General features: G+C 61.9%; 11 protein-coding genes, 5 tRNA genes and 1 pseudogene. 1 reads left to right on the top strand and 16 read right to left on the bottom strand.

The window, feature by feature from the left end; translation table 11 throughout:
• Nucleotides 1-191: 191 nt before the first annotated feature.
• Nucleotides 192-1,134, top strand: a pseudogene (locus ACFDR9_RS24835) (IS5 family transposase); the annotation flags it as partial.
• Between the two features lie 301 nt (nt 1,135-1,435).
• Here ACFDR9_RS24835 and ACFDR9_RS24830 read toward each other — a convergent pair.
• The 16 genes from ACFDR9_RS24830 to ACFDR9_RS24755 all read right to left on the bottom strand — a co-directional run bounded on the left by ACFDR9_RS24830 (nt 1,436) and on the right by ACFDR9_RS24755 (nt 12,549).
• Nucleotides 1,436-1,509, bottom strand: a tRNA-Cys gene (locus tag ACFDR9_RS24830).
• Between the two features lie 54 nt (nt 1,510-1,563).
• A tRNA-Gly gene (locus ACFDR9_RS24825) sits at nt 1,564-1,639 on the bottom strand.
• Nucleotides 1,640-1,683: 44 nt separating this feature from the next.
• Nucleotides 1,684-1,759 (bottom strand) — tRNA-Gly (locus ACFDR9_RS24820).
• Nucleotides 1,760-1,804: 45 nt separating this feature from the next.
• Nucleotides 1,805-1,880: transfer RNA gene (locus ACFDR9_RS24815), tRNA-Gly, on the bottom strand.
• 84 nt (nt 1,881-1,964) lie between these two features.
• A tRNA-Gly gene (locus ACFDR9_RS24810) sits at nt 1,965-2,040 on the bottom strand.
• A gap of 381 nt (nt 2,041-2,421) precedes the next feature.
• Nucleotides 2,422-3,006, bottom strand: coding sequence for a CDP-diacylglycerol--glycerol-3-phosphate 3-phosphatidyltransferase (gene pgsA / locus ACFDR9_RS24805; protein WP_026132818.1), 585 nt, complete (start codon nt 3,004-3,006; stop codon nt 2,422-2,424).
• A 104-nt stretch (nt 3,007-3,110) separates the two neighbouring features.
• On the bottom strand, nt 3,111-4,982 hold the full coding sequence (gene uvrC / locus ACFDR9_RS24800; protein ID WP_017876434.1) for an excinuclease ABC subunit UvrC: 1,872 nt from the start codon (nt 4,980-4,982) through the stop codon (nt 3,111-3,113).
• Nucleotides 4,983-5,066: 84 nt separating this feature from the next.
• Nucleotides 5,067-5,462: a holo-ACP synthase gene (gene acpS / locus ACFDR9_RS24795; protein WP_017876435.1), complete on the bottom strand. Its 396-nt coding sequence runs from the start codon at nt 5,460-5,462 to the stop codon at nt 5,067-5,069.
• Nucleotides 5,459-6,217, bottom strand: a complete 759-nt coding sequence (gene pdxJ, locus ACFDR9_RS24790) for a pyridoxine 5'-phosphate synthase (protein WP_017876436.1) — start codon at nt 6,215-6,217, stop codon at nt 5,459-5,461. The genes acpS and pdxJ overlap by 4 nt, the downstream gene beginning before the upstream one ends.
• Nucleotides 6,218-6,242: 25 nt before the next feature.
• A complete protein-coding gene (gene recO, locus ACFDR9_RS24785; protein WP_409032683.1) occupies nt 6,243-7,085 on the bottom strand; it encodes a DNA repair protein RecO in 843 nt (280 codons plus the stop codon).
• A gap of 24 nt (nt 7,086-7,109) precedes the next feature.
• Nucleotides 7,110-8,012 carry a GTPase Era gene (gene era / locus ACFDR9_RS24780; protein ID WP_026132819.1) on the bottom strand — a complete coding sequence of 301 codons (903 nt, stop codon included), beginning with the start codon at nt 8,010-8,012 and terminating at the stop codon, nt 7,110-7,112.
• 1 nt (nt 8,013) lies between these two features.
• On the bottom strand, nt 8,014-8,850 hold the full coding sequence (rnc, locus tag ACFDR9_RS24775) for a ribonuclease III (RefSeq protein WP_051068276.1): 837 nt from the start codon (nt 8,848-8,850) through the stop codon (nt 8,014-8,016).
• A gap of 25 nt (nt 8,851-8,875) precedes the next feature.
• Nucleotides 8,876-9,268, bottom strand: a complete 393-nt coding sequence (locus ACFDR9_RS24770; RefSeq protein WP_017876440.1) for a DUF4845 domain-containing protein — start codon at nt 9,266-9,268, stop codon at nt 8,876-8,878.
• A gap of 18 nt (nt 9,269-9,286) precedes the next feature.
• Complete coding sequence (gene lepB, locus ACFDR9_RS24765) at nt 9,287-10,204, bottom strand: signal peptidase I (RefSeq protein ID WP_026132820.1); 918 nt, start codon at nt 10,202-10,204, stop codon at nt 9,287-9,289.
• Nucleotides 10,201-11,994, bottom strand: coding sequence for a translation elongation factor 4 (gene lepA, locus ACFDR9_RS24760; RefSeq protein ID WP_017876442.1), 1,794 nt, complete (start codon nt 11,992-11,994; stop codon nt 10,201-10,203). The genes lepB and lepA overlap by 4 nt, the downstream gene beginning before the upstream one ends.
• Before the next feature lie 297 nt (nt 11,995-12,291).
• A complete protein-coding gene (locus ACFDR9_RS24755) occupies nt 12,292-12,549 on the bottom strand; it encodes a glutaredoxin family protein (RefSeq protein WP_409032682.1) in 258 nt (85 codons plus the stop codon).
• Between the last annotated feature and the right edge of the window lie 215 nt (nt 12,550-12,764).

Genomic DNA, 12,764 nt, shown 5'->3' with positions numbered 1-12,764 from the left:
TCAACGGCAATACTCATCAGGCGTTCTTCGTCTTCAAAATGGCAGTGCCCGCTATGGTACTAGATGTCAAGTTCCACACGAAACGGCATAGAGCCGTTTTTCGGGGCCGTGTTAATCGGCGCGGGAGATGCGTATAACGCTATGATTCTGACTCCCTCCCTCATGATCGAAACCAAGAACGCGAAGCCAAGCTGAACAAGCTGGGCTATGCGCTGCGGGTGATGGAGCAGCACGTCGGCACCGTCGCCTTGGCGGAGGAAGTGGACCGTGCCGCTCCGCGCCCCAGCCGCGAGCGCGGCGGTCGCCCCCATTCCCCACCGAGCTGATGGTCCGTGTCTTGCTGAACCAGCAGTTGTTCAACCTCAGCGACGAACAGATGGAATTCCCGCTACTTGACCGTCTGAGCTTCCAACGCTTCGTCGAGCTGCGCTCGAGCAGCCAGATACCGGACCAGACGACGATCTGGACCTTCAAGGAGCGCCTGATCCCGGCCGGCGCCAGCGAGAGCATCTTCGAGACCGTGAGCGGCGGCTGGGTAAGCATGGCTATATCGCGCGGCGGGCAGATGGCCGACGCGAGCATCGTGCAGGCGCCGAAGCAGTCGCTGAGCATCAAGGAGACGGCGCTGGTGAAGAAAGGCGCCATGCCCATCGAATGGAACCCGGCCAAGCGCCCCCAGAAGGACATGGACGCGCGATGGACCAAGAAGCACGGCAAGTCCTACTTCGGCTACAAGGTTTCTGCAATGCCGACAAGCGCTACAAGCTGGTGCGCAAGATCAAGGTGAGCACGGCCAGCGAGCACGACACGCTGCACTTCAAAGAGGTGCTGGACCCGGCCAACACGAACTGCAACATCTTTGCCAACAAGGGCTACGTCAACGGTGAGCGAGAAGAACGCCTGGGCAAACAGGGCTGGCGCATGCAGATCCAGCGAAAAGGGAGTCAGGACAAACCGATCTCGGGTGCCCAAGAGCGGCGCAACAAGCGCATTGCTAAGACCCGCGCCCGAATCGAGCATGTCTTTGCCGGCATCGCGCAATTGGGAGGTAAGGCCCCGCGCACCATCGGCCTGGCCCGCGCGACGCTGCAGCTCACACAGGTCCAAGGAGTACAGAATGGCCGCCGCCGTGTACGACTTACGCGAGAGCGAGTCAAGGGCGGCGCACAGCCAGCGCTGCAGGGCGTCGAGCAAGTGCCGCGAACGCGTCTGCCGAACGGCTGCGCGTACGTCTGCGGCGACGGCCGAGCCATATGCAGGTCGTGGAACTTGTGCCCGCGTACACCCTACAGGCCGTTTCCTGGATCGCGCCGTCGTCGTAAGGCGATCGCGCGCTCAGGCGCCGCACCGGCTGTCGGCGCGACTGGCACGACAGAGATGGCACAGAACGAAAAAAGCCCACTCGGAAGCGGGCTTTTTCTTTACTGCGAATTCTTGGAGGCGAGGACGGGAATCGAACCCGTCTAAACGGCTTTGCAGGCCGCTGCATAACCTCTTTGCTACCTCGCCAGAGGGACTACTAGCACATCAAAAAAGGAAGCCGTCAAGCTTCCCTCAGAATTCTGGAGCGGAAGAAGAGTCTCGAACTCTCGACCTCAACCTTGGCAAGGTTGCGCTCTACCAACTGAGCTACTTCCGCATTGGGACCACTATTTACCGCCAACTACACCAACCAGTATTCACTGGAGCGGAAGAAGAGTCTCGAACTCTCGACCTCAACCTTGGCAAGGTTGCGCTCTACCAACTGAGCTACTTCCGCATTGGGCACTGCTATTTACCGCCGACTACACCAACCAGCATTCACTGGAGCGGAAGAAGAGTCTCGAACTCTCGACCTCAACCTTGGCAAGGTTGCGCTCTACCAACTGAGCTACTTCCGCGTTAGGAACAACATTCTAACAGAACCTTGACGACCTTTCTAGTGCTACTTTCCTACTCTCTGCTGCTGACGGGCTCCAAAAACCTGGAGCGGAAGAAGAGTCTCGAACTCTCGACCTCAACCTTGGCAAGGTTGCGCTCTACCAACTGAGCTACTTCCGCGTCATCAACAACAGGCCAGCATTATAGATCATCCACCGCCACTGTCAATGATCAAAGTATATAAACTATAAACCATGATTTCCGCACAGGATACTCAGACCCAAAGAAAACCACAACGCCTTGCGGCGGCGGGCTGAGTCCAGACGCCCCTAAAGAGGGAGGATCACTTTTTTGCCGCAGGGGCATCCATACGGACAACGCCTCGACGCGTTGTCGGGGACTGCATATGGGGAATGAATTGCGCGCAACTGTCAACCGCTTGTAAGCGGACAATTGACAAGGAGTCGCTGATGACGATGGGTTTCATTGCAAACGTTATTTACAAGGCAATGAGAAAATGCCTTTGCGCAAAAAACCGGGGCCGGCGCCGCAGTTGCCGGCTTATTCGAGGTTGCCGGCCTTTTCCTTGATCAACGGCCAGGCCAGGCGCAGGTAGTAGAACATCGACCAGACCGTCAGCACGCTGGCGATCCACAACAGGCGCTCGCCCCAGACGTGGGTGTCGACCGCGCCGAACAGGACGTCGTGGAACAGCAGCAGCGGGATCGCCGTCATTTGCGCGGCGGTTTTGATTTTGCCGATCGAGCTGACCGCCACCGATTTCGAGGCGCCGATCTGCGCCATCCATTCGCGCAGCGCGGAGATGGCGATTTCGCGGCCGATGATGATGAAGGCGAGCACCGCGTTGACGCGGTCCAGCTGCACCAGCACCAACAAGGCGCCGGCCACCATCAGTTTGTCGGCGACCGGGTCGAGGAAGGCGCCGAAGGCGGAGGTCTGGTTCCAGCGCCGCGCCAGGAAGCCGTCGAACCAGTCGGTGATGGCGGCGACGATGAACACCAGGGTGGCGACCAGGTTCTGGTCGACCTTGGGCAGCCACAGCGTCGGCAAGTAAAACACGCCGACCACCAGCGGGATCAGCGCCACGCGCAACCAGGTCAATAAAATGGGGATATTAAAAGGCATAGGGTAAAAAAATCGACCGGCTGATGAGTTAAGTTTTGCTTCGCTAGTCTACATGGCTGACGCGCATTAGCCTAGGGCGCGCGGCGTATTTCGCGCGAGCCGCTCTAGTGCAGCTGCTTGTAGATTTCCTCGGCCAACTGGTTGGAGATGCCTTCCACCGACATCAGGTCCTCGACGCTGGCGTCGACCACGCCGCGCAGGCCGCCGAAGCGGGCCAGCAGCTTCTGCCGCCGCTTGGCGCCGATGCCTTCGATTTCCTCCAGGCGCGAAGTCTGGCGCGTCTTGGCGCGCTTGGCGCGCATGCCGGTGATGGCGAAGCGGTGCGCCTCGTCGCGGATCTGCGCCACCAGCATCAGCGCCGCCGATTCCTTGCCCAGTTCCTGGGCGGCGCGGCCGTCGACGAACAGCAGCGTCTCCAGGCCGACCTTGCGGCCCTCCCCTTTGGCCACGCCGACGATCAGGCTGATGTCGAGTCCCAGTTCGGCGAAGACCTGGCGCGCCATTTCGATTTGCCCCTTGCCGCCGTCGATCAGCACCACGTCGGGCATGACGCCGTCGCCGTTGGCCACTTTTTCATAGCGCCGCATCAGCACCTGGCGCATCGCCGCGTAATCGTCGCCGGGCGTGATGTCGTTGATGTTGTAGCGCCGGTATTCGCCGTTTTGCATCGCGTGGTGGTGGAACACCACGCACGAGGCCTGGGTCGCCTCGCCCTGGGTGTGGCTGATGTCGAAGCATTCCACCCGCAGCGTTTCCATGTCGTCGGTATCGAGGCTGAGCGCCTCGACCAGCGCGCGCGTGCGCGACTGTTGCGAGCCCTGCTCCGACAGCAGCCGCGCCAGCGAGATCTCGGCGCCCTTCTGCGCCAGTTCCAGCCACTGGCGCCGTTGCCCCTGCGGCTGGAAGATCAGGTTGACGCGGTGGCCGCACTGCTCCATCAGGGCCAGCATCAGCGCCGGCTGGTCGAATTCGATGTTCAGGATTAGCGTGCCGGGGATGAATTTTTCGGTGTAGTGCTGGACCAGGAAGGCGATCAGTACTTCGACTTCGATCGGTGCTTCGGCGATGGCGGCGGCGTCGTTCAACTGGCTCGGGAAGTAGGCGCGGTCGCCCAGGTGGCGCCCGCCGCGCACCATCGCCAGGTTGACGCAGGCGCGCCCGCCCTGGACGATGACGGCGATGACGTCGACGTCGGCGTCGCCGCTGGTTTCCATGCTTTGCTGGTGCAGCACGCGCGACAGCGCGGCGATCTGGTTGCGCACCACCACCGCCTGCTCGAACTTCAGTTCGGCGGCGTAGCCGTGCATTTTCGCCTCCATGTCGGCCATCACCTCGCCTTGCCGTCCGCGCAGGAATTTGGCGGCGTTTTCAACGTCGATCAGGTAGTCTTCGCTGCTGATCGCCTTGACGCAGGGCGCGCTGCAACGGTGGATCTGGTGCAGCAGGCAGGGCCGGGTGCGGTTGGCGTAGACGCTGTCCTCGCAGGAACGCAGCATGAACACTTTTTGCAGGATCTGCATCGACTCCTTGACCGCCCAGGCGCTGGGGAAGGGGCCGAAGTACTGGTTTTTCTTGTCGATGGCGCCGCGGTAGTAAACCATGCGCGGCGTGTCGCCGCCGGTGATTTTCAGGTAGGGATAGGACTTGTCGTCGCGGAACAGGATGTTGAAGCGCGGCTGTAGCGTCTTGATCAGGTTGTTTTCCAGGATCAGCGCCTCGGCTTCGCTGTGCGTCACCGTGGTTTCGAGCCGGGCGATGCGTTCGACCATCATGGCGATGCGCGGGCTGGCCAGGTTTTTCTGGAAGTAGCTCGACACGCGCTTTTTCAGGTCGCGCGCCTTGCCGACGTACAGCACGGCGTCGGCGGCGTCGAAATAACGGTACACGCCGGGCAGGCTGGGCAGCATGGCGACGGTGGCCAGCACTTGCGCGCGCGGGCCGGCGGCGCCGGTTTCGGGAATGCTTGCTTCGGTCATTGCTCGACTCTCAAAACCGGGGACAGACCACGATTTCCGGGAAATACTTTCTCGGAAATCGTGGTCTGTCCCCGGATGTTAATTTTACGCCGCCTGCTCGACGATGACGAAGGCGACCGCGTACTCGGCTTCGTCGCTGATGGTCACTTGCGCCGTCAGGCGGTTCAGCCGCATGAATTCTTCCAGCACGCCGCTGCATACGATCATCGGTTTGCCGCTGGGCGCGTTCAGCATTTGCGCCGCCGGCCAGGTCATCGGCATGTGCAGGCCCAGGCCGACGGCCTTTGAAAACGCCTCCTTGGCGGCGAAGCGGGTCGCCAGGAAACGCAGCCCGCGCACGGCGTTCTTGGCGCTGCGCGCGTGGTATTTTTCCAGCTCTTGCGGCCCGAGTATCTTGTTGGCGAAGCGCTCGCCGTGGCGCTGCAGCGCCGCCTCGATGCGGGGAATCTTGCAAATGTCGGTGCCGATGCCGTAAATCATGTTGCCCCCAGTCGCGCGCCAACCATGATGGCCTTCATTTCGCGCACCGCGTTTTCCCAGCCGGCGAAGACGGCGTGGGCGACGATGGCGTGGCCGATGTTGAGTTCGGCGATGTCGCGGATCGCGGCGATCGCCTGGACGTTGCTGTAGTGCAGGCCGTGGCCCGCGTTGACCTTCAGGCCGCGCCGCACGCCGGCCAGCACGCCGGCCTGGATGCGTTCCAGTTCGCCCTGTTGGGCGGCGCCGTCGGCCTCGGCGTAGCGGCCGGTGTGCAGTTCGATGACCGGTGCGCCCGCTTCGGCCGCGGCGGCGATCTGCGCCTCGTCGGCGTCGATGAACAGGCTGACGCGGATGCCCTCGCCTTGCAGTTGCGCCACGGCGGCCTGCACTTCCTTGAAATAGCGCACCACATCAAGGCCGCCCTCGGTGGTCACCTCGTGGCGCTTTTCCGGCACCAGGCAAACGTCGGACGGCTTGATGCGGCAGGCGAAGTCGATCATCTCGGCGGTAACGGCCGCCTCCAGGTTCATGCGCGTGATCAGTCGCGGCGCGATGGCGATAACGTCGGCGTCGCGGATGTGGCGGCGGTCTTCGCGCAGGTGCAGGGTGATGGCGTCGGCGCCGGCCTGTTCGGCCAGCAGCGCCGCGCGCAGCGGGTCCGGGTAGACGGTGCCGCGGGCGTTGCGCAGCGTGGCCACGTGGTCGATGTTGACACCCAGGTCGATGACCGGGCCGGACGGTTGCAGGAAGCTCATGGTGGGGGTCGGGTTGAAAACTACATCATAACTGCATCAGGTCGATCAGGATCTGGCGCGTGTTCAGCGGCGCGCCACCGAGGTGGTGCGCCAGCAGGAAGCGCATCAGCTGCTTGCTCTGGCTTTGCGTGGCGGGGTCGGCGTAGTCTTCGCGCTCCATGTCGAGCAGGGTCTTGCCGCTGACGCGCGGCCAGGCGTCGGCGGCGCGTTCCAGCCGCGCGCCGCGCTCGGGGTCGACCACATAGAGGCGGTCGGCCTCGACCGGCTGGCGGCTGCTGGTGCAGCGCGTCAGGTCGGCGGCGACGCCGGTTTCCTTCAGCAGCGCCAGTTCGAACTTGCGCAGCACGATGGGCGGCGGTTCGTTGTGCGCCAGCTGGTTCAGCGTGGCGACGTAGTGGTCGAACAAGGCCGGGTGCGGGTCGTCGCGCGCCAGCAGCTTGACCAGCAACTCGTTGAGGTAGAAGCCGCACAACAGCGCGGTTTTTTCCAGCGGCAGCATGCCGCCCACCCATTCGGCGCCGGTGAGGATGCGCAGCTCGGATTTGCCGGTCCAGCCGGTCGACAGCGGCTGGAAGGTTTGCAGCACGCCGCGCAGTTGCGAGTGCGGCCGCTTGGCGCCCTTGGCGACCAACGCCACGCGGCCGTGTTCGCGCGTGAACAGGTCGACGATCAGGCTGGTTTCTTTGTGGGGGTAGCTGTGCAGCACGAAGCCGGGCTGGCTGCTGACGCGGCCGTCGCGCTGCGGCGGCCGGCCGCGCCGGACCGCAGGCGCCGGCGCCGTCGTCGCAGGGGGCGCGACGGCGGGTGGCGGCGCCGGCGCGGCGGCCGGCGCGCTGACTTCTTCGGCGTCGAGCGTGTTGGTGTTCATGCGCGTCGCAGCGTTGTTGCCGTGTTACTCGTAACCGTAGGCGCGCAAACCGGCTTCGTTGTCGGCCCAGCCGGATTTCACCTTGACCCAGATTTCCAGGTACACCGGACCGCCGAAGAGTTTCTCCATGTCCAGGCGGGCCTGGGTCGACACTTCCTTCAGGCGCGCGCCCTTGTCGCCGATAATCATCGACTTGTGGGTGTTGCGCTCGACCAGGATGGCGGCGAAGACGCGGCGCAGGTCGCCCTCTTGCTCGAACTTCTCGATCAGCACGGTGCTGGTGTACGGCAGTTCGTCGCCGACGAAGCGGAAGAGTTTTTCGCGCACGATCTCGGAGGCGAGGAACTTCTCGCTGCGGTCGGTGATGTCGTCCGGCCCGAAGATCGGCTGGTTTTCCGGCATGAAGCGCTTGATCTCGCTTTGCAGCCCTTCCAGCTGGAAATGCAGCTTGGCCGACACCGGCACGATGGCGGCGAAGTCGCGCATGGCGGCGATCTTCTGCGCGAACGGCAGCAGCACGGCCTTGTCCTTGACGCGGTCGGACTTGTTGATCACCAGGATGCACGGCACCTCTTTCGGCAGCAGGTCCATGACTTGCTGGTCGGCCGGGCCGAAGGTGCCGGCCTCGATCACGTACAGGATCACGTCCGACGAAACCAGGGTATTGGTGACGGTCTTGTTGAGCGTCTTGTTGAGCGCGTTCGAATGGCGCGTTTGGAAACCCGGCGTGTCGACGTAGATGAACTGCGCGTCTTCCACGGTCTGGATGCCGGTGATGCGGTGGCGCGTGGTCTGGGCCTTGCGCGAGGTAATACTGACTTTTGCGCCGATCAGCACGTTCATCAAGGTCGATTTGCCCACGTTCGGGCGGCCGACGATGGCGATATAGCCACAGCGGAAGTTGGCGGGCATAGGAGTGGCTGTCATGCTAGTGTCGATTCTGTTTAGTGTGAAGTGCAATGGTGGTCGGCTTGCCGTCGGCGGCCTTGGCGGGCGCCGCGGCGGCGCCTTCGTGTTGGACCGTGGCGATGCCGGCCAGTTTCAGCTGGGTCGCGCGCGGCTTGGCCTTGCGGGCCGCGGCCGGCGACTTCAGCAGCGCCTGTTCGGCCACGTCCAGCGCCAGTTTGGCGGCGGCCTGTTCGCCGGCGCGGCGGCTGCCGCCGCGGCCGTAGACCTGGATGCCCAGCTTGGGCACCAGGCATTCGATTTCGAATTCCTGGCTGTGCGCGGCGCCGTGGGTGGCCACCACGTTGTACTGCGGCAGCGAGATTTTCTTACTCTGCAAAAATTCCTGCAGTAGCGTCTTGGCATCCTTGCCCAGCGTTTGCGGGTCGACCGAGTCGAGGATGGGAATGTAGAAGGCGCGGATGACGTCGCGCGCGGGGTCGAAGCCGGCGTCCAAAAAAATGGCGCCTAACAGCGCCTCGAGCGTGTCGGCGAGGATCGAGGGGCGCCGGAAACCGCCCGACTTCAATTCGCCCTCGCCCAGGCGCAGGAACTGCGACAGCTCCAGCTTCTGGGCGATTTCGTAGAGCGACTGCTGCTTGACCAGGTTGGCGCGCAGGCGCGACAGGTCGCCCTCGTCGATCGCCGCGAAGCGCTCGTACAGGATCGAGGCGACCACGCAGTTCAGGATCGAGTCGCCCAGGAACTCCAGCCGCTCGTTATGCAAACTGCTGTGGCTACGGTGCGTCAAGGCTTGCTGCAACAGGCCGGCATCCTGGAACGTGTAGCCTAAACGGTTTTGCAATAACTGAAGATTCATTGTCGGTTCTGTATGGTGTTGGGGATCATTCGGCGGGCTTGACGGCCGGCACGCCCTTTGCGGTGGTGCCGGTATAGTTCAGCACCAGGCTCGCCGGCCCCATCAGCGGAATGCGTTTTTCGTAGGCGAAGCTCACTTCGACCTCGCCGTTCTCGGCGCCGATGATCAAATCCTTGCCGCTGATCGAGTCGATATACGTGACGCTGGCGTTCTGGTCGAAGGCGTTCTGGATGGCGCGCACCGTGGTGCCGGCCGCCTTGGCCTGCTTGATGCCGTTCGAAATGGCCCGGTATTCAATATAGGTCGGCACGACCTTCAAGCCCAGCACGCCGACAAATCCCAGGATGGCCAGCACGAAGATCAGTCCGACCAGTGATATGCCCTGTTGCTTGCCGCCGTATGGTGCGATCCGATCCATGCGCTTCCCCTTGTTCGATTATTGTATGCCGCCAATGCGTTTCAGGTTGCTCAGGTTCATCCAGACCAGAATGGCCTTGCCGACGATGTTCTTGTTCGGCACAAAACCCCAGTAACGGCTGTCGGCGCTGTTATCGCGGTTGTCGCCCATCATAAAATAATTACCTTCTGGAACGACGCAAGTGAAACCGTCTTCATTGTAGTTGCACGCTTCCTTGTTCGGGAAATCGTGGACCTGGTTCAGGTTCAGCGTCGGCGCGACGTCGTCGTTGAGGACGCGGTGCGGCACGCCGGCCAGGTTTTCCTGCAACTGCTTGTGGTAGACCGGTTGCTCGTCGTCCAGGTAATCGTCCAGCGGCGTGTAGGTGACCGCCTTGCCGTTTACCGTCAAACGCTTGTTCTCGTAGGTGATTTTATCACCCGGCACGCCGATGACGCGCTTAATGTAGTCCTGCGAGATGTCGCGCGGATATTTGAACACCATCACGTCGCCCCGTTGCGGGTCGTTCACCTCGATCACCTTCTTGTTCAGGATAGGCAAGCGGATGCCGTAGGTGAACTTGTTGACGAGGATCAGGTCGCCCACCACCAGCGTCGGCACCATCGACGAGGACGGGATCTTGAACGGCTCGTACAGGAAGGAGCGCAGGCAAAACACCAGCGCGATGACCGGGAAGAAGGCGCCCGAGTACTCGACCCAGGTCGGCTGGCGCAGCAGCGCCGATTCGATCGTCGAACGGCTGGTGCCGTGCTCGATCTTGACGCCCTCGGCCGTCAACTTGGCGTTGCGCGAGTCGAAGTCGGCCAGCGCGCGGTCGGCGGCGACCCGGCGCTGGCGCGCCAGGTAGAACACGTCGAGAAAATAAATCACGCCGGTCAGGACCATCAACACGAACAAGATTAATGCGAAATTTCCTAAGATGACTTGCAGGCTCATTTATCGTCCACTTGTAAAATTGCTAAGAATGCTTCCTGTGGAATCTCGACCGAGCCCACTTGCTTCATCCGCTTTTTACCCGCTTTTTGCTTTTCAAGCAACTTTTTCTTGCGGCTGATGTCGCCGCCATAGCATTTCGCCAACACGTTCTTGCGCAAGGCCTTGACGTTTTCGCGCGAAATGATGTTGGCGCCGATGGTCGCCTGGATCGCCACGTCGAACATCTGGCGCGGGATCAGTTCGCGCATCTTGGCGGCCACCTGGCGGCCGCGGAACTGGCTGTTGGAGCGGTGCACGATGATGGCCAGCGCGTCGACCTTCTCGCTGTTGATCAGCATGTCGACCTTGACGACGTCGGCGGCGCGGTACTCCTTGAACTCGTAGTCCATCGAGGCGTAACCGCGCGAGGTCGATTTGAGCTTGTCGAAGAAGTCCAGCACGATCTCGGCCATCGGCATTTCATACACCAGCTTGACCTGGCGGCCGTGGTAGGCCATGTCCAGCTGCACGCCGCGCTTGGCGATGCACAGCGTGATGACCGAGCCGACGTATTCCTGCGGCATGTACAGGTTGACGGTGACGATAGGCTCGCGCACCTCTTCGATCCGGGACGGGTCCGGCATCTTGGACGGGTTGTCGACGCGGATCAGGCTGTTGTCGCGCAACACCACCTCGTACACCACGGTCGGCGCCGTGGTGATCAGGTCCATGTCGAATTCGCGCTCCAGGCGCTCTTGCACGATTTCCATGTGCAACAGGCCGAGGAAACCGCAGCGGAAGCCGAAGCCCAGCGCCTGCGACACTTCCGGCTCGTACATCAGGGCGGCGTCGTTCAGTTTCAATTTTTCCAGCGAGTCGCGCAGCGCGTCGTACTGGTTGGCCTCGACCGGGAACAGGCCGGCGAACACCTGCGGCTGCACTTCCTTAAAGCCCGGCAGCGGCTCCTTGGCGGGGCGGCTGGCCAGGGTGACGGTGTCGCCGACCTTGGCGGCCTTCAATTCCTTGATGCCGGCGATGATGAAGCCCACCTGCCCGGCCGACAGCGCCGGCAGCGAGACCGAACGCGGCGAGAACACGCCGACGCTTTCGACCAGGTTGACCGAACCGCTAGCCATCAGCAGGATTTTTTCCTTCGGTTTCAGGGTGCCGTTGATGACGCGCACCAGCATGACGACGCCGACGTAGTTGTCGAACCACGAGTCGACGATCAGCGCCTGCAGCGGCGCCTCCGGGTCGCCCTTCGGCGGCGGCACCTTCAGGATCAGCGATTCGAGCACGTCGATGACGCCCAGGCCGGTCTTGGCCGAGCAATGCACGGCGTCGGTCGCGTCGATGCCGATGACGTCTTCGATTTCGGCGATGGCGTTCGGCGGGTCGGCGTTCGGCAAGTCGATCTTGTTCAGCACCGGCACCACTTCAACGCCCAGGTCCAGCGCCGTGTAGCAGTTCGCCACGGTCTGCGCTTCCACGCCCTGCGAGGCGTCGACCACCAGCAGCGCGCCTTCGCACGCCGACAGCGAGCGGCTCACTTCATAGCTGAAGTCAACGTGGCCCGGGGTGTCGATCAGGTTCAGGTTGTAGATTTCGCCGTTGCGGGCCTTGTATTGCAGCGCCGCCGTCTGCGCCTTGATGGTAATGCCGCGTTCGCGCTCCAGATCCATCGAATCGAGCACTTGGGCTTCCATCTCGCGGTCGGACAGGCCGCCGCACAATTGAATGATGCGGTCGGCCAGGGTCGACTTACCGTGATCGATGTGGGCGATGATGGAGAAATTGCGTATGTTGTTCATTAACAAATATAAATGCGAAGTATGAAAGACGGCACTGCTGATCGGGGACCACCGCCGGAGCGAACTCCGCACAATGATAAAAAAAGCGCTCCGAGCGGGGCGTTGAGCCCCAGGCGAGCGCCTTTGAAGCGACAGAAGCGAATGCGATAAACAGAAGCTTTTTCGATTCTCCCATTTTACCGGATTTCAGAGTAGAAAGCCCGTGTTATGACGCCTGCGGGCTTGGCGGGGTGCAATTTCAGCCAGATTTAAGGCGGACGCCGGGCTGCAAGGATGTAAATATTGATTTAAATGCATTTATAGCGGAGCTTGGTCCTGCCGCAAATACGCGCCGACCTTGTCGGCGTCGAGGAAGTAGTGGCACAACTCGGGTTGCTCCAGGTCGCCGAACAAGACCGGCACCAGCTCGTCGTACTTGGCCACCAGGGCCTCGTCGGCGTCGACGTCGATGACCTCGACGGTGAACGGCGCGGCCGGATCGTTGAGCGCCTGCAAGGCGTCCAGCATGTCCTGGCACAAATGGCAATAACTGCGGGAGTAAAGAGTGAAATGCATGATTCGATGATGAAAAATTAAGACGCGTGACGTAGGTCGGATTAGCGGGACGCGTAATCCGACAATGTTGGCCGAAGCGAGCCACGCCGCTCCAGGCCAACGTTGTCGGGTTACGTCGTTCCGGCCAACCCGACCTTCTATGATGAATTCCAAGTCAACTGGTTTTTCGCAAATTTATCCTATCCCTTGTTTCGGTATCGGCGGGGTCAAGGGCG

It is taken from the genome of Janthinobacterium sp. CG_23.3 (assembly GCF_046115965.1).
In the GTDB taxonomy this organism is placed as follows: Bacteria; Pseudomonadota; Gammaproteobacteria; order Burkholderiales; family Burkholderiaceae_D; genus Janthinobacterium.
The sequence above is the reverse complement of the archived record's forward strand: the minus strand, read 5'-3'. Positions and strand labels throughout refer to the sequence as shown.

Excerpts from the sequence above, each read along its gene's own strand:
- pgsA (WP_026132818.1), bottom strand. The coding sequence starts at position 3,006 with ATGCCTTTTAATATCCCCATTTTATTGACCTGGTTGCGCGTGGCGCTG.
- uvrC (WP_017876434.1), bottom strand. The coding sequence starts at position 4,982 with ATGACCGAAGCAAGCATTCCCGAAACCGGCGCCGCCGGCCCGCGCGCG.
- acpS (WP_017876435.1), bottom strand. The coding sequence starts at position 5,462 with ATGATTTACGGCATCGGCACCGACATTTGCAAGATTCCCCGCATCGAG.
- pdxJ (WP_017876436.1), bottom strand. The coding sequence starts at position 6,217 with ATGAGCTTCCTGCAACCGTCCGGCCCGGTCATCGACCTGGGTGTCAAC.
- recO (WP_409032683.1), bottom strand. The coding sequence starts at position 7,085 with ATGAACACCAACACGCTCGACGCCGAAGAAGTCAGCGCGCCGGCCGCC.
- era (WP_026132819.1), bottom strand. The coding sequence starts at position 8,012 with ATGACAGCCACTCCTATGCCCGCCAACTTCCGCTGTGGCTATATCGCC.
- rnc (WP_051068276.1), bottom strand. The coding sequence starts at position 8,850 with ATGAATCTTCAGTTATTGCAAAACCGTTTAGGCTACACGTTCCAGGAT.
- ACFDR9_RS24770 (WP_017876440.1), bottom strand. The coding sequence starts at position 9,268 with ATGGATCGGATCGCACCATACGGCGGCAAGCAACAGGGCATATCACTG.
- lepB (WP_026132820.1), bottom strand. The coding sequence starts at position 10,204 with ATGAGCCTGCAAGTCATCTTAGGAAATTTCGCATTAATCTTGTTCGTG.
- lepA (WP_017876442.1), bottom strand. The coding sequence starts at position 11,994 with ATGAACAACATACGCAATTTCTCCATCATCGCCCACATCGATCACGGT.
- ACFDR9_RS24755 (WP_409032682.1), bottom strand. The coding sequence starts at position 12,549 with ATGCATTTCACTCTTTACTCCCGCAGTTATTGCCATTTGTGCCAGGAC.